The organism is Halomonas sp. B23F22_10, from assembly GCF_043496975.1.
Taxonomy (GTDB): Bacteria; Pseudomonadota; Gammaproteobacteria; order Pseudomonadales; family Halomonadaceae; genus Halomonas; species Halomonas smyrnensis.
Genome location: NZ_JBIEKF010000003.1, coordinates 136,751 through 158,380 on the forward strand (window position 1 = coordinate 136,751; position 21,630 = coordinate 158,380).

Sequence of the window (21,630 nt, forward strand, 5' to 3'; positions counted from 1 at the left end):
GTGGTGTCAGGAGGTAGAGTAGAAGGGCGCGCCGGGCTAGGCATCGCCCCTGGCCCAGGCGGGGCCGGCGGCGAGGACGCGGGCCTGGACCGGGCAGTCGTCGCGATGGGCGCCGGGCAGGTAGCCGCTGCTCATGAGGAACTCGCCGACGATCTCCGGGCCGGTGAAGCGGAAGGTGCGCTTGAACAGCCTGACCCAGTCGGCGTGGGGGCGTGGATGATGCGCCTCCAGCCAGCCCCGGAAGCCGCCGTGCTCGGCGCGCAGCGTCTGGATCACGCCGGCGTTGTGGATCACGGCATCGACCTTGAGGCGATTGCGAATGATGCCGGCGTCGGCCAGCAGCCGGGCGCGCTCTTCCTCGCCGTAGGCGGCCACGCGGTCGACGGCGAAGCCCTCGAAGGCCGCCTGGAAGGCGTCGCGCTTCTTGAGCACCGTCAGCCAGGATAGGCCCGCCTGGTTGATCTCCAGGGCCAGACGCTCGAACAGCGTGTCGTCATCGGCGACGGGGAACCCGTACTCGTGGTCGTGATAGGGCCCGTGAAACGGATGGCCGGGGGCCAGGTCACAGTAGTGGCTCATGACACCTGCTCGTCGATGAAGGAATCGGGGGGGATGCGTCAGGATGCCCCCATTGCCCAGACTTGTGAAACCCGAACGAACCGTGAATAGGGAGAGAGACATGCAATATCTGCACACCATGGTCCGCGTCAGCGATCTGGACGCCTCGCTGCACTTCTACTGTGACCTGCTGGGGCTCCAGGAAGTGCGCCGCAAGGAGAACGAGAAGGGCCGTTTCACTCTGGTGTTCCTCGCCGCCCCGGCGGACGAGTCGCGCTCCACGGAGCTGCAGGCGCCGGAGCTCGAGCTGACCTGGAACTGGGACCCGGAGACCTACACCGGCGGCCGCAACTTCGGCCACCTGGCCTACCGCGTGGACGATATCTACGCGCTGTGCGAGCACCTCCAGGCCAACGGCGTGACCATCAACCGTCCGCCACGCGATGGTCACATGGCCTTCGTGAAGAGCCCCGACGGCATCTCCGTGGAGCTGCTGCAGGCCGGCGAGCCCCAGGCACCGAAGGAGCCCTGGGCGTCCATGGAGAACACCGGCAGCTGGTGAGGCCGGCCCCGGCCGAGGATGGCCGATCGGTGCCTGATCGCCCGCTCGCCGGATATTCACGAGAGAGCCGCCCAAAGGGCGGCTCTCTTGCGTCGGGGGCGAGGCGAGGCTCAGAGCCGGCTGGCGGGGCGCAGGTCGTAGTCGAAGTAGTGCGTCATCAGGCGCTCGAAGGTGCCGTCGGCGTAGACCTCGTCGAGAGCCTGGTTGAAGCGCTCGGCGAGTGCCTCGTCACGCTGGCGGACGGCGATGGCGTTGCCGCGGCCGAAGATCGATTCGGGGCGGTTGATGCGCTCGCCCACCTGGGTGAAGGCGCTGTCCGGCTCATCGATCGCCAGGGTTTCGATGGCCATCGGGTAGTTGATGAAGGCCAGGTCGAGCCGCCCGCTCTCCATGTCGAGGGCGATATCGTCGGCCGTGGCATAGCGTCGAATGTCGAGCACGTCCGCGTAGCGATCGGTGACGTAGGTGTCCTGGGTCGTGCCGCGCTGAATGCCCACGGTCAGGCCGTCGAGGGCCTCGGGGGTCGTCGGATCGAGGTCCTCGCCCCGGCGGGCGACCCAGACCTTGGGCGACATGGCGTAAGGCTCGGTGAAGCGCACCTGGCGTTCGCGGGCCTCGGTGATGCGCATGGACGACAGGATGGCGTCGTACTTGCGGGCCAGCAGGCCGGGGATGATGCCGTCCCAGCCCTGGACCACCCATTCGCAGTCGAGCGCCGCGCGCCGGCAGAGCTCGTTGCCGAGTTCGATCTCGAAGCCGGCCAGCTCGCCGTCGGCGGTGCGGTATTCGAAGGGTGGATAGGGCACGTCCACGGCGATGCGCACCGTGCGCGGTTCGTCGGCACCGGCACCGCCGACGCCGAGGGTGGCCAGGGTCAGCAGGGCGAGAGAGGCCGTGCGGCGGAGGAGGGAAGCGCGTCGGTCGGGCATGGTGGAGTCTCTTGTTTTTCGGTGTCGTGATGGTAGTGGACGAAGGCGGGCTCGGAATGGCGTCGAGCCCGCCGTGGGTCAGGCGCGGGCCGTGGTGGCGCGTCCGGCGCGCCGACGATGGCGGATGGCGAGGACGATGGACAGGGCGGCCAGCGCCAGCAGCGCCAGCGAGATCGGCCGGGTGAAGAACAGCGTCCAGTTCTCGTCGGACATCAGCGCGCGGCGCAGGTTGGTCTCGGCGATGGGGCCGAGGATCACACCCAGCACCAGCGGCGCCAGCGGGTAGTCCAGCTTGCTGAGGATGTAGCCGAAGACGCCGATGCCGAGCAGCAGGTAGACGTCGGTGACGCGATTGTTCAGCGCGAAGGCGCCGATGACGCAGCACACCAGCACCACCGGCACGATGATGGACTTCGGCACCTCGGTGACTCGCAGGAACAGCCGCATGCTGAACAGGCACACCACCAGCACCATCATGGCCGCGACCATCATCGCCATGAACATGCCGTAGACCAGATCACCGTGATCCATGATCAGCCGCGGACCGACGCCGATACCGTGGACCATCAGCGAGGCCATCAGCACCGCGTCCACGGCGCTGCCGGGGATGCCCAGCGCGATCATCGGGATCAGGCCGCCGCCGGAGGTGGCCGAGTTGCCGGACTCCGAGGCGATCACGCCCTCCGGGGTACCGGTGCCGAAGGCTTCCGGGGTCTTCGAGGCGCGCTTGGCCTGGTCGTAGGCCAGCAGGTTGGCGATGCTGCCGCCGGCGCCGGGCACCGCGCCGATGAACACGCCCACCAGCGAGGAGCGCACCAGGTTGACCGGATAGCGCAGCGTCTCCTTCAGGGCGGCAAGCGGCTCGAAGCTGACGTCGTCGGGCATCAGCGCCTTGCCCTGCTTGACACCGGCGGCGTCCTCGACCTCGGAGAGCAGCTGGCTGACGGCGAAGATGCCGATCAGTACCACCAGGAACGGGAAGCCGTTGGCGAGCAGGTCCGAGTCGAAGGTGAAACGGGCGACGCCCATCATCGGGTCGGCGCCCACGGTGGCGATGAACAGCCCCAGCAGACCGGTCATCAGGCCCTTGAGCATGGACTTGCCGACCAGGCTTGCCACCACGGTCATGGCGAAGATGATCAGTGAGAAGTATTCCCAGGCGCCGAGCTTGACGGCGATCATCGCCAGCGGGGGCGCCGCCAGGATCAGCACGATCACGCTGACCAGGGCGCCGAAGAACGACGCCCAGATGCCCAGCGCCAGGGCGCGGCCTGGCTCGCCCTTGCGGGCCATGGGGAAGGCGTCGAAGGTGGTGGCCACCGATGACGGGGTGCCGGGGATGCCCAGCAGCGCCGCCGAGATCAGGCCGCCGGTGTAGCCGCCCACGTAGACGGCCAGCATGGTGGCGATGCCCTGCAGGGGCGCCATGGTAAAGGTCAGAGGCAGCGTCAGGACGATGGCCATGGTGATGGTGAAGCCGGGAATCGCCGAGGCGACGACCCCGGCGATCACACCCAGCGCCATGGCGATCATGGTCGAGACGGTGAAGAGTTGGTCCATGCCGGAGAGCAGCGCTTCCATCATGAGCGGGTTCCTCGAGGAGTCATGGCCGCCTCAGCCGAACAGGCCGCGGGGCAGGCTGATGATGAAGACGTCGCGGAACAGGGTGTCCACGCCGAGGGAAAACACCAGGGCGACCACCAGCGCGATGGCCAGCCCCTTGAACGAGCGGGCACCGAGCAGCCACTGGCCGGCCAGCAGGAACCCCAGTGAGGCCAGGGTGAAGCCGAGCCAGGGCAGCAGCAGGATGTAGGCCGCGAACAGCGCCAGCACGCCGAAGGCCAGGCGGTGACGCCAGACCCAGGCGCTCACCTGGCCGCGCTCCCCGGCGGGTTGGGCGATGAAGGCGCGGCATTCCTTGACCATGATGGCCAGGTTCAGCACCACCAGCACGGCCAGCACCAGGCGCGGGAAACTGCCCGAGCCGAGCGGCTCCCACATGGACGCCGGCAGGGCCTGGGCGCGGAAGAACAGGACCGTGAACAGCGCCGCCAGGGCGCCGTTGACGATCAGGTGAGCCAGCGGCCCGGCTCGGCCGGACGCGGTGGGCTCCCCCTGGGGGGAGCCGGCGGTGTGGGGCTGGTTCATCGTGCAAGCTTTCCTGACAGGCGTTCGATGGTGGCGTCGCTGGCCTCGAGGTACTCGCCGAAGGCCTGCGGGCCCTGGAAGACGACGCTGGCGCCGGCGTTGCGGATGGCATCGGCGAAGTTTTCATCCTGGCTCATGGCCTCGAAGGCGTCGGCCAGCGTCGCGATGCGCTCCTCGGGGGTGCCCGCCGGGGCCAGGATGCCGCGGATGATGTTGAGCTTCAGCTCCGGGTGACCGAGCTCGGCGAAGGTCGGCACCTCCGGCGTCTCGGCCTGGCGCTCCTCGCTGCCCACGGCCAAGAAGCGCAGGTCGCCGTTCTTGACGAACTCGCCGGCGGAAGAGACGTCACCGATGGCGGCATCGATGTGGCCCCCGACCAGCGCGCGAATGCGGGGACCGGTGCCCTCGAAGCCTACGTAGCGGAACTGCAGATTCTCGGCCTCTTCCATCATGGCGGCATGAATGTGCGGCACGCCGCCCAGGGTGACGCCGAAACGTACCTCGCCGGGGTGTTCTGTGGCGTAGTCGACGAATTCCCCGAAGGTCTCGTAGGGGGCGTCGGCCGGCACGGTCAGGTACTGCGGCGACTGGGTCACCGCGGCCACCGGCGCGAAGTCGTCATGGTTGAGCGGCGTGAGACCGGTGTGGTGGGCCACCAGCAGGCCTTCGTGAACCTGGCCGATGGTGTAGCCATCGGCGTCGCGACGCGACAGCTCCTTGAGGCCGGTGGTGCCGCTGACGCCGGGCATGTTGATGACCGGCAGCGGCTGGTCGAGATGGGCCTCGGCGTGATTGGCCACCACGCGCATCAGGGTGTCGCTGCCGCCACCCGGCGACCAGGGCACGATGAACTCCACCGGCTCGTCGGGAAAGGCCGACTCGGCCAGGGCGGTGGCAGGAGCCGCCAGGGAGGTCGTGGCGAGCACGAGAGCGAGGGAGATCTGGGAACGCATCATGGAAATGTCCTTTGCAAGGGGGTTGTCGGTCATTGTTATCGAGCCTTCGATGATGCGGCTCGTGGGGATGACGGGTCGCCATCCGGGTCGCCATCCGGGTCGCCATCCGGGGCGCCGGCCGGCGCTCCGAGGGATGAGCCTGGGCGTCAGGCGCCTCCCAGCAACAGGCCGCCGTAGGCGATCCCGAAGCACACCACCAGGGCCGGATGCGCCTTGATGCGGATCAGCAGCAACGCGGCCACCGCGGCGATGATCAGGGTATGCACGAGGCCGGAGGTGGCCATGCCCTCGCGCAGGAAGCTGATGGTCAGGAAGGCCATCAGCACCATCACCACCGGGCGTACCCACTGGCTCATGGACTTGACCTTGAGCGAGTCGCGATAGCGATACAGGGTGCCGAGGGCCGCCAGCATCAGCAGCAACGAGGGCCCGACGGTGGCCAGCACCGCGACGATGGCGCCGCCGACCCCGGCTACGTCATAGCCGATATAGCCGGCCATCTTGGTGGCGATGGGGCTCGGCAGGGCGTTGCCCAGCGCCAGGGTCTCGGCGAAGCCCTGATGGGTCATCCAGCCGTAGGTGCCGACGACCTCGTTCTCGATCAGCGGAATGATCGCGGGGCCGCCGCCGTAGCCGACGATGTTGGGCACGAAGAAGGCCAGGAACAGTTGCCAGTAGATCATCGCGCGCGTTCTCCCTGGGCGACGGGGCGTGGTTTTTCCGGGCGCAGCAGGGCGGCGATCAGCAGCGCGCCGATCACCAGCCCCGGGTGGACGCCGAGCCCGTAGATCAGCCCGCCGGCGACTCCGCCCAGGATCAGGGTGGCGATCACGCCGAGCCCGGCCCGCGACTTCTGCAAGAAGTCGAAGGTCAGCTGCGCCATCATCACCATGACCACCGGCACCACGCCCATGCCCATGCCCTGCACCCAGCGCTGGTCGCCGTAGCGGCCGTAGAGGCCGAGCAGGGCGATCATGGCGACGATCACGGGGATGGTGGTCGCCACGACCGCGTTGATGGCGCCGAACGTGCCGCCGACCCGATAGCCGATGTAGCCGGCCATCTTGGTGGCGATGGGGCCAGGCAAGGTGTTGCCGATGGCCAGCACGTCGGCGAAGGCGTCGTCGTCCATCCAGTCGTGGCGCTTGACCACTTCCTGATGGACCAGCGGGATCATCGACGGGCCACCGCCGAAGCCGAAGATGCCGATGCGGAAGAAGGCGGCAAACAGGGAGCCTTGTACACTCATCGTTTACAGCACCGCGATGGCGGCATCGGTGCGGGGCTCGGTGCCGCCGCAGTAGATGCCTGTGTCGGGGTCACGCAGGATGACCTGGCCGCGACCGTAGCTGCGGCTGTCGGTATCCACCTTCATCTGGTGGCCCCGGGCGAGCATCGCCCGCACCAGTGGCGCCGGATAGCCGTGCTCGATGCCGATGGTCCTGTCGCCCAGCCACTGCCAGCGCGGGGCGTCCAGGGCCGACTGGGGGTTGAGGCCGAAATCCACCAGGTTCATCACTACCTGGACATGGCCCTGGGGCTGCATGAAGCCACCCATCACGCCGAAGGGCCCGAGCGCCTTGCCGCCGCGGGTGAGAAAGCCCGGGATGATGGTGTGGAAGGTCTTCTTGCCGGGCACGAGCACATTGTCGTGGCGCTCATCGAGGCTGAAGTCGTGGCCGCGGTTCTGTAGCGCGATGCCGGTGCCGGGCACTACGATGCCGGAGCCGAAGCCGTGATAGTTGCTCTGGATGAAGGACACCATGTTGCCATCGGCGTCGGCCGTAGCCAGGTAGACGGTGCCGCCGGCCCTGGGCGTGCCCGGCTGCGGATCGATGGCGGTGTCGCCGATCAGCTCGCGACGGGACTCGGTGTAGGCATCGGACAGTAGCGCCTCGACCGAGTAGGTCATGGCGGAGGGCTCGCTGATATGGGTCTTGCCGTCGGTGTAGGCGAGCTTCATCGCCTCGAGCTGGCGGTGCAGCAGCTCTGGATCGTCGCGGTGGGACGCTGGATAGCCGTCGAGCAGGCGCAGCGCCATCAGCGCCACCAGGCCCTGGCCGTTGGGCGGGATCTCCCACACATCCACATCGCGATAACGGGCCGAGATGGGGGTGACCCACTCGGGCCGGTAAGCCGCCAGGTCGTCCTTGTGCAGGTAGCCGCCGGTGTGGCGCGAGAAGGCGTCGATGGCCTCGGCCAGCTCGCCGCGGTAGAAGCTCTCCGCCTGGCTCTCGGCGATGGCCTCCAGGGTCCGAGCCTGGTCCTCGTTGCGAAACCACTCGCCGGCCTCGGGAGCGCGGCCATCGAAGGTGAAGGTGTCGAACCAGGGGCGGGTGGCCTCGCCTTCGAGATGCTTGTGGAAGGTCGCGGTGTCGCGTTGCCACAGGCTGGCGATCACCGGCGATACCGGGAAGCCCTCGCGGGCGAGGCGAATGGCGGGCTCGAGCAGGGAAGCGAAGTCGAGCTTGCCGAAGCGCCGCGACAGTTCCGACCAGGCGGCGGGGGTGCCGGGCACGGTCACCGGCGTCCAGCCGTAGAGGGGGACCTGCTCATGCCCCGCCTCGATGAGCGCCTCGCGCGTCAGCGCCTGGGGCGCGACGCCGCTGGCATTGAGCCCATGGAGTTCGCCGTTGCCCTGGTCGTCGTTGGCGATCCACACCAGGGCGAAGGCGTCGCCGCCGATGCCACAGCCGGTGGGCTCTACCACGGTCAGCGCCGCTGCGGTGGCGATGGCGGCATCCACGGCGTTGCCGCCGCGGGCCAGCATGTCCCGGCCGATCTGCGCCGCCTGGGGCTGTGATGCCGCGACCATGCCATGGCGTGCGTAGGTCGGGCTGCGACGGGACGAATAGGGCGTGGTGTCCGGGTAGTACTTGGGGCCCAGGGATGACATGACGTTCTCCTGCAGTGAGCGTTGAATCGCGAGCGATGTATCAGCCCAGCCGAGGCTGGGCGCCCGCCCCTCGGGCCGCGTCGGTCACTGGCGTGAGCGGGACGAGCGAGGCGCCGGGAGCGGGCGTGTCGGGCTAGGGGGCATGGCCCTGGGGCCGTGCCTCTTCCGTGGTGCGCGTGCCGGCGTGGTTCAGGAGCCAGCCGCTGACCACATACAACCGCGAGAAAGCGATGGCGCCATAGCAGAGGATGGCGTCGGGGAAGAAGTCCACGGTGGCGTCTTGTGACACGGGGAGATCCTTATAGCGTCATTGTGGTCATGTTCCGGCCCGCACGGCGCCCCTGGCGCGGCAAGGGAATCGGAGTGCCCGCGCGCTCGACGGGTGACAGTCGCTCGATTTATATTCAGTAAATACATATATTACAGAATAATCGATTTTTTGAACTATGACGCACCGCTTGGCGGACGTCAATCGGCGACGTACCCTGCACGCTGACAGTTGAGAGTGGCGTTATGACAATCCCGAAAGCGGCTGAAACGATGCCTGGTGCCGGCACGGGGGAAACCGCGGCCAGTCAGGTGTTCGATGCCCTCAAGCGAGACCTGATAAACGGGCGCTTTGCGGCCGGCGAGAAGCTCGCGATCAGCACCCTGAAGCATCACTATGCGGTGGGCCTGAGCCCCCTGCGCGAAGCCCTGAACCGTCTGGCCGCGCACGGCCTGCTCGAGCAGCACCATCAACGCGGGTTTCGTGTGCCGCCCTTGGCGGCGGAGGAACTGGAGGATATCGCCCGGCTGCGCATGCAGTTCGAGTGCATGGCACTGAGCCAGGCCTTCGAGGCCGGGGACGCCGAGTGGGAATCGCAGTTGCTGGCCGCCCAGCACCGGCTGCTGAAGGCCGATGAGGCGCCCCAGGACCTGGAGCATTGGGAACAGGCCCATCTGCGCTTTCACCGCACCCTGCTCGCCCCCTGCGGTTCCCCCTGGTTGTTGCGCTTCATTGGCCAGTTGCACGATCAATTCGATCGTTATCGGCGCCTGGCGCCCGGCGATACGGTCATTCGCACCCGTCTCGATGCCCAGCATGGCGAACTGGCCCAGCTGGTACTGAACCGGCGTACCCGGGAGGCCAGCGACCTGCTCGAGGAGCATATTCGCCTGTCCTGGGAGATTGCCCGGGGCGCCTGTGCCGATCGCCCGGGATAGCGGCGAGACTCGCCGTCATCGAGGGGCATGACCGAGGGCGCCGTGAGGCGCCCTCGGTGTATGGGTCATCCGCCGGGTGGCTGGTGAGTCGGGTGGGGGCTCAGTCGGGCCGCAGCGCCATGCGTCCGCTGCCGAGCAAGACCAGCGCCAGGGCGCCGACGAAGAACATGCCCTGGAGCTCGAGCTGCCAGCCGCCGCTGTCGTTGAGCATGAACAGCTGACCGGTGTGGGCCAGCAGCACGGCGACCAGCATGTTGCCGGCGATCAACAGGCCGGCGAGCCGGGTCTGCCAGCCGAGGATGGCCATCACCGGAGCGACGATCTCGCCGATCAGCACGCCGTAGGCCAGCACGGCGGGCAGCCCGTAGCCCTCCAGCAGGCCGCCGATCCAGTCGAATGAACCGGGATTGAGCAGCTTCGAGATGCCGTGAAGCAGGATCAGGCCGCCCACGGCGAGCCGCAGCAGCAGCTTGCCGAGGGGATCGTTGTGCAGGGCGTTGAGCATGGGACCTCTCCGTGTCGATGGGATCATGGCAAGCATTGTCCGAAGGGCCGGCCTGGGGCAAGCTTGGGGACGTTTCCACCCCTGCTTTCCACCCCCTGCCACGATCAAGGATGAGCCACATGATCGCCACGTTACGCCTCGCCCTGCCGCTGCTGCTGGTCGCCCTGATGGCCGGCTGTGCCTCCGGCCCCGCGCCGGTCAGCCAGCCCGGCGACACCGTTTCCGGTCCGGTGGTCGGCCCGCGCTGGAACCTGCTGCTGGTGGGCACCAGCGACCGCCTCGAGATGCCGGCCACGCCCTGGTTCCAGGTCGCGGCGGACGGCAGCGTCACCGGCAGCGACGGCTGCAACCGCTTCACCGGCAGCGTCGCGCTGGACGCGAAGAACCGCATCGAGTTCTCCTCGCTGACCTCGACCCGCCGCGCCTGCCCGAACATGGCCGGCGCCCGCCAGGTCACCGAGATGCTGGACGAGGCCTATCGCTATCTGATCGATCACGACCGGCTGGTGTTCTTCGGCCCCGACCAGCATGTGCTGGGCGGCTTCCGCCGCGCCAACTGACGCGGTCGAGAGCGCCGATACGACAAGGGCCCGCCTGATTCAGGCGGGCCCTTCGCGTTGCACAGGGTGGTGGCTCTAGAGCGCGGCGATCTTGTCGCGCTGCTCCACCAGCACCTGGCGGGCGGCGGCGAAGTCCGCGAGCTTGTCGCGCTCCTTCTGCACCACCGCCTCGGGGGCCTTGGCGACGAAGCTGTCGTTGCCGAGCTTCTTCTCGATGCCGCCGATCAGCTTGTCCTGCTTCTCGATCTCCTTGGCCAGGCGCGCGAGCTCCGCGTCCTTGTCGATCAGCCCGGCCATGGGCACCAGTACCTCCATCTCGCCGACCAGCTGGGTGGCCGACAGCGGCGCCTGCTCGGGGTCGTCGAGCCAGGTGACGCGCTCGAGCTTGGCCAGCTTGGAGAGGAACAGCCGGTTGGCCTCCAGGCGCTCGCTGTCGCCGGCGGTGCCCTTGGTCAGCAGCGCCTCCAGCGGCTTGCCCGGGGCGATGTTCATCTCGGCGCGGATGTTGCGGATGGCCACGATCACGCCCTTGAGCCACTCGATGTCGCGGGTGGCCTCCTCGTCGATCAGCGCCTCGTCGGCCTGCGGCCACGGCTGGGTCATCACCGACGGCCCCTCGACGCCGGCCAGCGGGGCCACTCGCTGCCAGATCTCCTCGCTGATGTAGGGCATCATCGGGTGGGCCAGGCGCAGCACGGCCTCGAGCACCCGCACCAGGGTGCGGCGGGTGCCGCGCTTGGCGGCCTCGGAGGCGCCGTCGTCCCACAACACCGGCTTGGAGAGCTCGAGGTACCAGTCGCAGTACTCGTTCCAGACGAAGTCGTAGAGCGCCTGGGAGGCGTGGTCGAAGCGGAACTCCTCCATCGCCCGGGTGACCTGGGTCTCGGTCTTCTGCAGCTGGGAGAGGATCCAGCGGTCGGCCAGCGACAGCTCGATCTCGCCGCCCTGGCCGTCGAGAGAGGCGCCGCAGTCCTCGCCTTCGGCGTTCATCAGCACGTAGCGCGAGGCGTTCCACAGCTTGTTGCAGAAGTTGCGGTAGCCGTCGAGGCGGCCCATGTCGAACTTGATGTCGCGGCCGGTGGTGGCCTGGGACAGGAAGGTGTAGCGCAGGGCGTCGGTGCCGTGGGGCTCGATGCCGTCCGGGAACTCGCCGCGGGTGGCCTTGGCGATGGCCTTGGCCTTCTGCGGCTGCATCATGTTGCCGGTGCGCTTCTCGACCAGGGCGTCCAGCTCGATCCCGTCGATCAGGTCGATGGGGTCGAGCACGTTGCCCTTGGACTTGGACATCTTCTGGCCCTGGCCGTCGCGGACCAGGCCGTGCACGTAGACCTGCTTGAAGGGCACCTCGCCGGTGAACTTGAGGGTCATCATGATCATCCGGGCGACCCAGAAGAAGATGATGTCGAAGCCGGTGACCAGCACGCTGGACGGGTGGAAGGTCGCCAGCTCCGGCGTCTGCTCGGGCCAGCCGAGGGTGCCGAAGGTCCACAGCCCGGAGCTGAACCAGGTGTCCAGCACGTCCTCGTCCTGGTGAAGGGCGACGTCGGCGGAAAGGCCATGCTTCTCGCGGACCTCGGCCTCGGTGCGACCGACGTAGACGCGGCCCTCGGCGTCGTACCAGGCCGGGATGCGGTGGCCCCACCACAGCTGGCGCGAGATGCACCAGTCCTGGAGGTCGCGCATCCAGGCGAAGTACATGTTCTCGTAGTTCTTCGGCACGAACTCGATGTCGCCGTTCTCCACCGCGGCGATGGCCGGCTTGGCCAGCTCCTCGACGGCCACGAACCACTGGTCGGTGAGCAGCGGCTCGATGACGTCGCCGGAGCGGTCGCCATAGGGCAGGGTGTTGTTGACGGTCTCGACCCGCTCGAGCAGGCCGGCGGCGTCCATGTCGGCGACGATGCGCTCGCGGGCCTCGAAGCGGCCGAGGCCGGCGTAGGCGGCGGGCAGCGAGGTGTCGATGTCGGCCAGCGGCCGGCCCTGGAGGTCGAACGCCTCGGCGGCCTCGAGCACGGCGGCGTCCTTGGAGAAGACGTTGATCAGCGGCAGCCCGCAGCGCTTGCCGACCTCGTAGTCGTTGAAGTCGTGGGCCGGGGTGATCTTCACGCAGCCGGAGCCCTTGTCCATGTCGGCGTGCTCGTCGGCCACCACCGGGATGCGGCGTCCCACCAGCGGCAGTTCGACGAACTTGCCGACCAGCGAGGCGTAGCGCGGATCCTCCGGGTTGACCGCCACGGCGCTGTCGCCGAGCAGGGTCTCGGGGCGGGTGGTGGCGACGACCAGGTAATCCTTGCCGTCGTCGGTGGTCACGCCGTCGGCCAGCGGGTAGCGGAAGTGCCAGAAGCTGCCCTGTTGGTCCCTGTTCTCGACCTCGAGGTCGGAGATCGCGGTGTGCAGGGTCGGGTCCCAGTTGACCAGCCGCTTGCCGCGGTAGATCAGATCCTCTTCATAGAGGCGCACGAAGACTTCCTGCACCGCCTTGTAGAAGCCGTCGTCCATGGTGAAGCGCTCGCGGGACCAGTCGACGCTGGCACCCATGCGACGCAGCTGGCGGGTGATGTGCCCGCCGGACTCCTGCTTCCACTCCCAGATCTTGTCGGTGAAGGCCTCGCGGCCCAGATCGTGGCGGCTCTTGCCTTCCTCGGCGGCGACCTTGCGCTCCACCAGCATCTGGGTGGCGATGCCGGCGTGGTCGGTGCCTACCTGCCACAGGGTGTTGTTGCCCTGCATGCGCTTCCAGCGCGTCAGGGTATCCATGATGGTGTCCTGGAAGGCATGGCCCATGTGCAGGCTGCCGGTGACGTTGGGCGGCGGGATCATGATGGAGAACGGCTCGCCCTCGCCGGAGGGGGCGAAGCGGTTGTCGGCTTCCCAGCGCTCGTACCAGCGGGATTCGATCTGCTCGGGTTGGTAGGTCTTGTCCATGGGGTCTTCCGGGTCGAAGGAGGTGGCGACGACGCGGCACGGCGGGCCCTCGGGCCGGCGGTGCGGGACGCGAAAAATGGGGTCGATTATAGCCCGAGGGGCCGGGCGGCGTCATGGGCCGGGAGAGGGCGCCACCTGCTGCCGTCTGCGAGATGGATGGCCGGGGCTGATCCGGCGACAGGTCTTCGAGCGGGGCCGGCCCTCCGGGGGCGCTGTGAACCCATCCCTGGGCGCTACCCTTTGCCATCCATGGCAAAAACCCCCGCTACGAACTGTCCCCGGCGCCCCGCCGTGGCTGATCGGTGCCGTCAGGCCCCGGCGCGCAGATGGTGCGGGGTGACCGGGTAGCCGCGCTTCTTGTAGGTCTGCCAGCAGCGCCGCTTGGCGGTCAGCACCGCCTGGTGCTGGTTGATGATCTCGGCGACCCGCTCGAAGCGCGAGAACCACTCGGGAATCTCCGGATGCAGGTTGAGCATCGCCTGCACGCCGGCCTCGCCGGGCGGCGGTTCCTGCCAGCCGAGGGTCATCGGCACGCTGTCGGCCTGCTCGCTGCCGAGCAGCGCATGGGGCAGATAGGCGTCGGGCCGGAAGGTCCACAGGGTGTCGTCCAGCTCCCGGGCCATGGCCTCGTCCTCGGCGTGCAGATGCAGCCGGTAGCCCTTGCGGGCGATGGTCTCGGCCAGCCGGCAGGCGAACGCCAGCCGCGCTTCCAGGGTGGTCTCGGGGAGGATATAGAAATCGATGCGGGTCATGGTTCCTCGTTACACGCCGCCATCGACGTCGATGATCGAGCCGGTGGAGAACTCGCTGCCGATCAGCCACAGGATGGCCGAGGCGATCTCTTCGGGCGCTCCGATGCGGCCCAGCGGGATGTGCTGGCCGGCGGTGTCGACCTTGCCCGCATTGTCGGCGCTGGCGTGGATCGTGGTGCGGATCACGCCGGGGCGAACGGCGTTGACGCGAATGCCTTCACCGGCGACCTCGCGCGCCAGCCCGCGGGTCAGGCTGTCGACGGCGCCCTTGGACGCGGCGTAATCGACGTACTCGTCGGGCCCGCCCAGGCGGGCGGCCACCGACGACACGTTGACGATGGCGCCGCCGTTGCCGCCGCGGCGAGTCGACATGCGTTTCACCGCCTCCCGGGCACAGATCATCGGCCCCGCGACGTTGATGCGCATCATGCGCTCGACGCGGTCGAAGTCCATGTCCTCGACGCGGCAGTTGACGTCCACCACGCCGGCGTTGTTGACCAGCACGTCCAGGCGGCCCAGCTCGGCATCGACGGTGGCGAAGAGCCCTCGGATGCCGTCCTCGCTGGCGACATCGGCCTGGGCGGCGATGGCCTGGCCGCCCGCCTCGCGGATGGCGTCGACCACGTCCTCGGCGGCCCGATGATCGCGGAGATAGTTGACCACCACCGTATACCCCCGGCGAGCCGCCAGCCGCGCGGTGGCCGCACCGATGCCGCGGCCGGCACCGGTGATCAGCATCACGGAATTCATGCGATGTCTCCTGCGGGAAGGGGCGGATTCCCCGGGCGCCGGCCCGGGGAGGGAGGCTTACACCAGGCGGGTCAGCCAGCCGTACTTGTCCTCGCTGCGGCCGTACTGCAGGTCCAGCAGGCGGGTGCGCAGGCGCTTGGCGATCTCGTTGTCGCCCTCGGCGGACAGGCGGATAGTGTCGTCCTCGGTCACCAGCTCGCCCACCGGGGTGATCACGGCGGCGGTGCCGCAGGCGAAGACCTCGACGATCTCGCCGCTGGCCGCGCCCTCGCGCCACTCGTCGATGCTGATCGGGCGCTCTTCCGGGGTCAGGCCCTCGTCGCGCGCCAGGGTCAGCACCGAGTCGCGGGTCACGCCCTCGAGGATGGTGTCGGTCAGGCGCGGGGTGACGATGCGGCCGTCGCGGTAGATGAAGAACAGGTTCATGCCGCCCAGCTCCTCGATCCACTTGTTCTCGGCGGCGTCGAGGAAGGCGACCTGGCTGCATTCGTGGTCGGTGGCTTCCTTCTGGGCGGCCAGGGAGGCGGCGTAGTTGCCGCCGCACTTGGCGAAGCCGGTACCGCCGGGGGCGGCGCGCTTGTAGTGCGAGGACAGCCAGATCGACACCGGCTTGATGCCGCCCTTGAAGTAGGCCGCGGCCGGCGAGGCGATGACGTAGTAGTCGACCTCGTGGGACGGGCGCACGCCGAGGAAGGTCTCGCTGGCGATCATGAACGGGCGCAGGTAGAGGCTCGACTCGTCGGCCTCGCTGGCGGGGGTCGGCACCCAGTCGTGGTCCTGGGCCAGCAGCCCCTTGAGCGAGTCGATGAAGTCCTCGTCGGAGAGCTCCGGCAGGGCCAGGCGACGCGCGCTGCGACGGAAGCGCTCGGCGTTCTTCTCGGGGCGGAAGGTCCACACCGAGCCGTCGGCATGGCGGTAGGCCTTCACGCCCTCGAAGATTTCCTGGCCGTAGTGCAGCACCGCGGCGGCCGGGTCCAGGGTCAGCGGACCGTAGGGGCGTACCTCATGGCCGTGCCAGCCGGCGTCGACGGTCCAGCGGACGTGGGCCATGTGATCGGTGAAGTAGCGCCCGAAGCCGGGGTCGCTCAGGATCTCCTCACGGATCGGGGTCGCCGTGGCATCGGCGGTGGGCAGCATGGAAAAACGTTCGGTGGACACGGCTTGGTCTCCGCTTCTCTCGGGGCGCGGCCGGCGCCCCGGCAGGCTGAACAGGGTGACCGGGCGAGAGGCCGCCCGGTCAAGGAATGTCGACATTCACATGAAAAGATCGCCACGCCCAAAAGGCAAGCCCGGGCGTGGCGGCGGCGCTCAGGCCTCGCCGTCGGCTTCGACCTGGCCCTCGGCCTCGCGGTCCAGTAGATACTGGGTCAGCAGGCTGACCGGGCGGCCGGTGGCGCCCTTCTGCGCGCCGGAGTTCCAGGCGGTGCCGGCGATGTCCAGGTGCGCCCAGGGGAACTTGTCGGCGAAGCGCGAGAGGAAGCAGCCGGCGGTGATGGTGCCCGCCGGGCGGCCGCCGATGTTGGCCAGGTCGGCGAAGTTGGAGTCCAGCTGCTCCTGGTACTCGTCCCACAGCGGCAGGTGCCAGGCGCGGTCCCACGAGGTCTCGCCGGCGTCGAGCAGGTCCAGCGCCAGGTCGTCGTCGTTGGCCATCAGGCCGGTGGCGTGGTGGCCCAGGGCGATGATGGCGGCACCGGTGAGGGTGGCGATGTCGACCACGCTGGCAGGCTCGAAACGCTCGGCGTAGGTCAGGGCGTCGCACAGCACCAGGCGGCCCTCGGCGTCGGTGTTGAGCACTTCCACCGACAGGCCCTTGAGGGTCTTGATGATGTCGCCGGGCTTGGTGGCGCGGCCGCTGGGCATGTTCTCGGCGCTGGCGACGATGGCCACCAGGTTGATCTTCGGCCGTACGGCGAGCACCGAGGTGACGGCGCCGAACACGCTGGCGGCGCCGCACATGTCGAACTTCATCTCGTCCATGCCGGCGCCGGGCTTCAGCGAGATGCCGCCGGAGTCGAAGGTGATGCCCTTGCCGACCAGCACGTGGGGCGCCTCGTCGGGGTCCTCGGCGCCCTGGTACTTCATCACGATCAGGCGCGAGGGCTCGTCGCTGCCGTGGCCCACGGAGAGCAGCGAGTGGGCGCCCAGCGCCTCCAGCGCTTCCTCGTCGAGGATCTCGGCGCTCAGCGCGCCGTCGGAGCCGGCGGCCAGCTGCTCGGCGCGTTCGGCCAGGTAGCGCGGCGTGCACACGTTGCCGGGCAGGTTGCCCAGGGTGCGGGCGGCGTTGATGCCCTGGCCGATGCCGTCGCCGACCCGGGCGCCCTCGCGGGCCGCATCGGCGTCGTCGCCCTCGCTGACCAGCAGGGACACGCGCTCGAGCTTCGGCGCCGGGCCGGGCTCGGACTTGAATTCGGTGAAGCGATAGACCGCGCGGTGGGCGGCCTCGGCGACCGTGCGCGCCTTCCAGCCGCTGTCGCGGTCGGGGACCGGCACGTCGGTGAAGGTCACCGCGGCGTCGTCGGCGGGCAGCGTCGCCAGGGCGGTGAAGGCCGCGTCCACGGCCTTGCGGAAGGCGCCTTCCTGGCACTTGTCACGGCTTCCCAGGCCGACCAGCAGCAGGCGGTCGGCGTTCAGGCCGGGGGCGAAGGGAATCATCTGCACGTTGCCCAGCTTGGCATCGAAGTCTTCGCGCTCGATCAGCTGGCCGATCAGCCGCTCGCTGGCATCGTCGAGCTTGGCAGCGGCGGGCAGCAGGTCGCCATCCTTGAACACCGGTACCACGAGGCAGGCCGTCTCGACCTTGGCGGGATTGGCCGTCTGAACTGGGAATTCCATGGTGTCTCCACAAGACAAGCGGTGGGGGATTCTGGATAATGCCGGCATATTGCCGAGTCGTCCCAGTGTACCCCAGGAGCCTGCCGGACTTCACACCGATCTGTGGCGCCCGACACTCCCCCGGGCCTGCGTCTCATTGCATGGAAGAGGGCCGGGCCGGACGGACCCGGACCGGGAGACAACCTTGATCATATTCCGCTATCTGACCCGCGAGATCCTGCAGACCATGGCCGCCGTGGCCGGGGTGCTGCTGCTGGTGATCATGGGCAGCCGCTTCATCCGCTACTTCGCCAACGCGGCGGACGGCGAGATCCCGCTGAACATCCTCGGCACCCTGATGCTGTTCCACCTGCCGGGCTTCCTCGAACTGATCCTGCCGCTGGCCTTCTTTCTCGGCATCCTGCTGGCCTATGGTCAGCTCTACCTGAACAGCGAGATCACCGTGCTGGTGGCCTGCGGCACCAGTCCCAACAAGCTGCTGCAGGTGAGCCTGATACCGGCCACCGTGGTGGCGGTGATGGTGGGGCTGTGCAGCCTGTGGCTGAGCCCGGCCGGCGCGCTGCACAACGAGGTGATGCTCGAGAAGCAGCGCAGCCAGCTGGACTTCTCGGTGCTGAATCCGGGGCGTTTCCAGGACTTCGGCGACGGCCGCACCGCCTATACCGAGGCGCTGACCGATGACGAGAGCCGCATGGACGAGGTCTTCATCAGCGAGCGCCAGCGCCGCTCCGACGGCACCCCCGGCACCGTGGTGACCCGCGCCACCGGCGGCTACCAGGCCGTCGACGAGGACACCGGCAGCCGCTATCTGGTGCTGACCGACGGCGAGCGCTACAGCGTCGATCCCGGCCGGGCCCAGGCCGAGCGGCTGGAGTTCGGCACCTACGCGGTGCGACTGTCCCGGGATGAGCAGAGCCTCGACCTCGACGAGCCCGAGTTCGCCTCCACCCCGGCGCTGTTTGCCGCCGATTCGCTGCCCGCCGCGGCCCAGTTGCAGTGGCGTCTGGGGCTGCCGCTGATGGTCTTCATCCTGACCCTGATGGCGATGCCGCTGTCGCGGGTCAATCCGCGCCAGGGGCGCTTCGCCAAGCTGCTGCCGGCGATCTTTCTCTACGTGGCCTACCTGAGCCTGCTGCTGGCGTCGCTGGATGCCATCGGTCGCGGCAGCTGGCCGGCCTGGCTCGGCATGTGGCCGATCCACGGTGCCTTCCTGGCCATCGGCCTGGTGATGACGCTGCAGGCGCAACGCAAGGGAGTGAGCGGATGATCGCCGACCGTCTCGACCGTTACATCGCCCGCCAGATCCTCGGCGCGATCCTGGTGGTGCAGGTGGTGCTGCTGGGCCTCGACCTGGTGATCACCTACATCAACGACCTGGGCGACGTGGAGGGCGACTACGGCGCCCTGCAGGTGCTCTTCTACCTGGTCTTCCGGCTGCCCTGGCGCTTCTATCAGTACGCCCCGGTGGGGGTGCTGATCGGTGCACTGATCGGGCTCGGCGGCATGGCCTCGAGCAACGAACTCACCGTGATGCGCGCGTCCGGGCGTTCGCTGGTGCGTATCCTGTGGGGGGTGATGAAGCCGATCATCCTGGTGATCGCGGTGGTGCTGTTCGTCGCCGAGTTCGTCAGCCCCAGGACCGAGCAGTTCGCCAGCGCCTGGCGGCTCGAGCAGATGCAGGGCGAGGGCGCGGTGCTGACCGAGAGCGGCGGCTGGCAGCGCGAGGGCGACGACTTCTACCGCTTCGGGGCGATCCGCGCCGACGAGGTGGTGCTGGACCTGACCCGCTACCGCTTCGAGGGCCAGCAGCTGCGCGAGGCGCTCAGCGCCCGTCGCGCGGTGTGGCAGGGCGACGGCTGGGAGCTCCAGGACGTCGACGAGACCCGCTTCGTCGATGGCCGCACCGAGACCTCTCACCAGGCGACCCGGGCCTGGGAGACCGACCTGACGCCCCAGACCCTCGACCGCCTGCTGCGCGACGTGGAGACCCAGGCCCCCAGCGAGCTGTGGGCCTACGCCCGCGATCTTCAGTCGCAGGGGCAGGACGCCACCCAGCCGCTGATCTACTTCTGGCAGAAGATGCTGATGCCGCTGACCATGGCCTCGCTGGTGCTGGTGGCGGCGTCGTTCGTGTTCGGCCCGCTGCGCACCGTCGCCGCCGGCACCCGCGTGTTCTACGGCGTGGTCACCGGGTTGGTGTTCAAGTACCTGCAGGACCTGCTGGGCCCGGCCTCCACGCTGTTCGGCTTCTCCCCGGCCTGGGCCGTGCTGGTGCCGACGCTGCTCTGCGCCGGCCTGGGGCTCTACCTGCTGCGTCGCACCGGCTGATCCGGAGGCCTCATGTCGCGCCGCTTCGATCGCCTCGACGATGTCTGGCCCGCCGGCCTCGGCCGGCGGCTCGGCGCCATGCTCTACGATGCGCTGCTGGTGCTGGCGCTGTGGATCGTGATCGGTGCCGCCCACGTGGCGGTCAGCCGCCTGCTGTGGGGCATTCCCCCCGAACGGATCGGGCTCGGCGCCGGCCAGGTGTGGTCGCTGCGCGTCCTGCTGGCGATCGCCGCGCTGGCCTTCTTCACCTACTTCTGGACCCGCGGCGGCATGACGCTGGGCATGCAGGCCTGGCGGCTGCGGGTGCAGACACTCGACGGCCACGCCATCGACCGCCGCCAGAGCCTGGTGCGCTGCCTGGTCGGCGCGCTCGGCTGGCTGCCGCTGGGGCTCGGCCACCTCTGGGTGCTGTTCGACGGCGAACGGCGCAGCTGGTCGGACCTGGCGTCCGGCACCCGGCTGGTGGTACTCCCGGGGCGGCGCTGACGTCACCTGAGGCGACTCGGGTGAGAATTGTCATCCTCTATGCTTGCGATAGCCCATGCGAATCATTTACATTCGGGTCATGATCGACGCGAGGTGATGTATGTACGTATGTCTGTGCAAGGGTGTGAGTGACAAGGCGATCCGCCGCAGTGTGGAAGAGGGCGCGCGCAGCTGGCGCGAGGTCCAGCGCGAGACGGGTTGCGGCACCCAGTGCGGCAAGTGCGCCTGCATGGGCAAGGCCATCACCCGCGAGACGATCAAGGAAGAGATGAGCATGGCCACCGAAGGGCTCGCCTACGCCGTTTGATGGCAATCGCTATCGTTTCTCTTGGCGTTTTCAACGTTCTGATTTATTTGAGTTTTTCCCGATATCACCTAGACTGTCCGGCACCTATGGCGGTGCGATGACGCGCGTGCCAAGCTGAAGGACGACCCCGACGACAGCAATGAGGTGGTGTCATGAAAGGCGACAAGAAGGTTCTCGAGTACCTCAATACCGCGCTCGGCAATGAGCTGGTGGCGATCAACCAGTACTACCTGCACGCCAAGATGTACCAGGACTGGGGGCTGGCGGCGCTCGGCAAGTTCGAGTACGAAGAATCCATCGAGGAGATGAAGCACGCCGACAAGCTGATCGAGCGGATCCTGTTCCTCGAGGGCGTGCCCAATCTGCAGGACTACGGCAAGCTGCTGATCGGCGAGGACACCAGGGAAATGCTCGAGTGCGACCTCAGGCTCGAGCACCAGGGCCGCAAGGACTACATCGAGGCGATCGCCTACTGCGAGTCGGTGCAGGACTACGTCACCCGCGACCTGCTGCGCGACATCCTCGCCGACGAGGAAGAGCACATCGACAAGCTCGAGACCGAGCTCTCGCTGATCGACAAGGTCGGCATCGAGAACTACCTGCAGAAGCAGATGCACGACGCGGAATAATCTCTCGCTCCGTTCATCGAGCGAATGCAAAGAAGGCGCCCCACGGGGCGCCTTCTTGCGTTCGGCGGGCTCAGGAGAAGGCCTTCTCCAGCGCGAAGCGCGGCGTCACCTGCCCGTCCACCTCGACCGTTTCCATGAACATGCCCAGCGGGCGCACCCACAGGCCGTACTCGCCGTAGAGCGCGCGGTAGGTCACCAGCGTCTCCTCGGTCTCGCTGTGACGGGCCACGCCGATCACCTCGTAGAGCGGGCCCTTGTAGTGGCGGTAGATGCCGGGCACGGGATGCGAAACGTCCATGAG

At 68.3% G+C, this 21,630-nt stretch carries 24 protein-coding genes; 8 read left to right on the forward strand and 16 right to left on the reverse strand.

What is annotated here, in order from left to right; genetic code table 11:
• Window positions 1–36 precede the first annotated feature (36 nt).
• Window positions 37–579 carry a DNA-3-methyladenine glycosylase I gene (locus ACGTNF_RS07720; RefSeq protein WP_394601185.1) on the reverse strand — a complete coding sequence of 181 codons (543 nt, stop codon included), beginning with the start codon at window positions 577–579 and terminating at the stop codon, window positions 37–39.
• 100 nt (window positions 580–679) lie between these two features.
• Between ACGTNF_RS07720 and ACGTNF_RS07725 the strand changes: the two genes are divergently transcribed.
• Window positions 680–1,120: a VOC family protein gene (locus ACGTNF_RS07725; RefSeq protein ID WP_016855213.1), complete on the forward strand. Its 441-nt coding sequence runs from the start codon at window positions 680–682 to the stop codon at window positions 1,118–1,120.
• A 110-nt stretch (window positions 1,121–1,230) separates the two neighbouring features.
• On the opposite strand, the gene ACGTNF_RS07730 is transcribed toward ACGTNF_RS07725, so the two are convergent.
• The 8 genes from ACGTNF_RS07730 to ACGTNF_RS07765 all read right to left on the reverse strand — a co-directional run bounded on the left by ACGTNF_RS07730 (window position 1,231) and on the right by ACGTNF_RS07765 (window position 8,338).
• Complete coding sequence (locus ACGTNF_RS07730; protein ID WP_394601186.1) at window positions 1,231–2,049, reverse strand: transporter substrate-binding domain-containing protein; 819 nt, start codon at window positions 2,047–2,049, stop codon at window positions 1,231–1,233.
• Window positions 2,050–2,127: 78 nt separating this feature from the next.
• The gene (locus tag ACGTNF_RS07735) at window positions 2,128–3,633 is read right to left on the reverse strand and encodes a tripartite tricarboxylate transporter permease (RefSeq protein ID WP_394601187.1); all 1,506 of its coding nucleotides are present in this window, start codon (window positions 3,631–3,633) and stop codon (window positions 2,128–2,130) included.
• Window positions 3,634–3,663: 30 nt separating this feature from the next.
• On the reverse strand, window positions 3,664–4,197 hold the full coding sequence (locus tag ACGTNF_RS07740) for a tripartite tricarboxylate transporter TctB family protein (protein WP_394601188.1): 534 nt from the start codon (window positions 4,195–4,197) through the stop codon (window positions 3,664–3,666).
• On the reverse strand, window positions 4,194–5,153 hold the full coding sequence (locus ACGTNF_RS07745) for a Bug family tripartite tricarboxylate transporter substrate binding protein (protein WP_394601189.1): 960 nt from the start codon (window positions 5,151–5,153) through the stop codon (window positions 4,194–4,196). Before ACGTNF_RS07745 ends, ACGTNF_RS07740 begins: the two co-directional genes overlap by 4 nt.
• A gap of 146 nt (window positions 5,154–5,299) precedes the next feature.
• On the reverse strand, window positions 5,300–5,836 hold the full coding sequence (locus tag ACGTNF_RS07750; RefSeq protein WP_394601190.1) for a chromate transporter: 537 nt from the start codon (window positions 5,834–5,836) through the stop codon (window positions 5,300–5,302).
• Entirely contained in the window at window positions 5,833–6,402 is a 570-nt protein-coding gene (locus ACGTNF_RS07755) for a chromate transporter (protein ID WP_394601191.1), read from the reverse strand. Before ACGTNF_RS07755 ends, ACGTNF_RS07750 begins: the two co-directional genes overlap by 4 nt.
• A gap of 3 nt (window positions 6,403–6,405) precedes the next feature.
• On the reverse strand, window positions 6,406–8,049 hold the full coding sequence (locus tag ACGTNF_RS07760) for a gamma-glutamyltransferase family protein (protein ID WP_394601192.1): 1,644 nt from the start codon (window positions 8,047–8,049) through the stop codon (window positions 6,406–6,408).
• A gap of 133 nt (window positions 8,050–8,182) precedes the next feature.
• Window positions 8,183–8,338, reverse strand: a complete 156-nt coding sequence (locus tag ACGTNF_RS07765; RefSeq protein ID WP_394601193.1) for a hypothetical protein — start codon at window positions 8,336–8,338, stop codon at window positions 8,183–8,185.
• Between the two features lie 224 nt (window positions 8,339–8,562).
• On the opposite strand from ACGTNF_RS07765, the gene ACGTNF_RS07770 reads away from it, so the two are divergent.
• On the forward strand, window positions 8,563–9,255 hold the full coding sequence (locus tag ACGTNF_RS07770; RefSeq protein ID WP_394601194.1) for a GntR family transcriptional regulator: 693 nt from the start codon (window positions 8,563–8,565) through the stop codon (window positions 9,253–9,255).
• 100 nt (window positions 9,256–9,355) lie between these two features.
• Here ACGTNF_RS07770 and ACGTNF_RS07775 read toward each other — a convergent pair whose 3' ends face one another.
• A complete protein-coding gene (locus tag ACGTNF_RS07775; protein ID WP_394601195.1) occupies window positions 9,356–9,760 on the reverse strand; it encodes a DoxX family protein in 405 nt (134 codons plus the stop codon).
• 119 nt (window positions 9,761–9,879) lie between these two features.
• Here ACGTNF_RS07775 and ACGTNF_RS07780 point away from each other — a divergent pair, with 119 nt between their 5' ends.
• Window positions 9,880–10,320, forward strand: coding sequence for an META domain-containing protein (locus ACGTNF_RS07780; protein ID WP_394601196.1), 441 nt, complete (start codon window positions 9,880–9,882; stop codon window positions 10,318–10,320).
• Window positions 10,321–10,395: 75 nt separating this feature from the next.
• On the opposite strand, the gene ACGTNF_RS07785 is transcribed toward ACGTNF_RS07780, so the two are convergent.
• The 5 genes from ACGTNF_RS07785 to ACGTNF_RS07805 all read right to left on the reverse strand — a co-directional run bounded on the left by ACGTNF_RS07785 (window position 10,396) and on the right by ACGTNF_RS07805 (window position 17,579).
• Complete coding sequence (locus ACGTNF_RS07785) at window positions 10,396–13,245, reverse strand: valine--tRNA ligase (protein WP_394601197.1); 2,850 nt, start codon at window positions 13,243–13,245, stop codon at window positions 10,396–10,398.
• A 308-nt stretch (window positions 13,246–13,553) separates the two neighbouring features.
• Window positions 13,554–13,997: a DNA polymerase III subunit chi gene (locus ACGTNF_RS07790; protein ID WP_394601198.1), complete on the reverse strand. Its 444-nt coding sequence runs from the start codon at window positions 13,995–13,997 to the stop codon at window positions 13,554–13,556.
• A gap of 9 nt (window positions 13,998–14,006) precedes the next feature.
• Window positions 14,007–14,747: an SDR family oxidoreductase gene (locus ACGTNF_RS07795; protein WP_394601199.1), complete on the reverse strand. Its 741-nt coding sequence runs from the start codon at window positions 14,745–14,747 to the stop codon at window positions 14,007–14,009.
• A 57-nt stretch (window positions 14,748–14,804) separates the two neighbouring features.
• Window positions 14,805–15,884 carry a branched-chain amino acid aminotransferase gene (locus ACGTNF_RS07800; protein ID WP_394601544.1) on the reverse strand — a complete coding sequence of 360 codons (1,080 nt, stop codon included), beginning with the start codon at window positions 15,882–15,884 and terminating at the stop codon, window positions 14,805–14,807.
• Window positions 15,885–16,055: 171 nt separating this feature from the next.
• Window positions 16,056–17,579, reverse strand: a complete 1,524-nt coding sequence (locus ACGTNF_RS07805; RefSeq protein ID WP_394601200.1) for a leucyl aminopeptidase — start codon at window positions 17,577–17,579, stop codon at window positions 16,056–16,058.
• Between the two features lie 184 nt (window positions 17,580–17,763).
• On the opposite strand from ACGTNF_RS07805, the gene lptF reads away from it, so the two are divergent.
• From lptF to bfr, 5 genes are all read left to right on the forward strand, one after another.
• Window positions 17,764–18,846: an LPS export ABC transporter permease LptF gene (lptF, locus tag ACGTNF_RS07810; protein WP_394601201.1), complete on the forward strand. Its 1,083-nt coding sequence runs from the start codon at window positions 17,764–17,766 to the stop codon at window positions 18,844–18,846.
• Window positions 18,843–19,907, forward strand: coding sequence for an LPS export ABC transporter permease LptG (gene lptG, locus ACGTNF_RS07815; RefSeq protein ID WP_394601202.1), 1,065 nt, complete (start codon window positions 18,843–18,845; stop codon window positions 19,905–19,907). Before lptF ends, lptG begins: the two co-directional genes overlap by 4 nt.
• Window positions 19,908–19,919: 12 nt before the next feature.
• Window positions 19,920–20,393, forward strand: a complete 474-nt coding sequence (locus ACGTNF_RS07820) for an RDD family protein (RefSeq protein ID WP_152477973.1) — start codon at window positions 19,920–19,922, stop codon at window positions 20,391–20,393.
• 100 nt (window positions 20,394–20,493) lie between these two features.
• Window positions 20,494–20,700 carry a (2Fe-2S)-binding protein gene (locus tag ACGTNF_RS07825; protein ID WP_394601203.1) on the forward strand — a complete coding sequence of 69 codons (207 nt, stop codon included), beginning with the start codon at window positions 20,494–20,496 and terminating at the stop codon, window positions 20,698–20,700.
• A gap of 152 nt (window positions 20,701–20,852) precedes the next feature.
• On the forward strand, window positions 20,853–21,329 hold the full coding sequence (bfr, locus tag ACGTNF_RS07830) for a bacterioferritin (RefSeq protein ID WP_394601204.1): 477 nt from the start codon (window positions 20,853–20,855) through the stop codon (window positions 21,327–21,329).
• A gap of 70 nt (window positions 21,330–21,399) precedes the next feature.
• Here the strand turns inward: bfr and ACGTNF_RS07835 are convergent, their stop codons facing one another.
• Window positions 21,400–21,627 carry a DUF1653 domain-containing protein gene (locus tag ACGTNF_RS07835; RefSeq protein ID WP_394601205.1) on the reverse strand — a complete coding sequence of 76 codons (228 nt, stop codon included), beginning with the start codon at window positions 21,625–21,627 and terminating at the stop codon, window positions 21,400–21,402.
• Window positions 21,628–21,630: the final 3 nt, after the last annotated feature.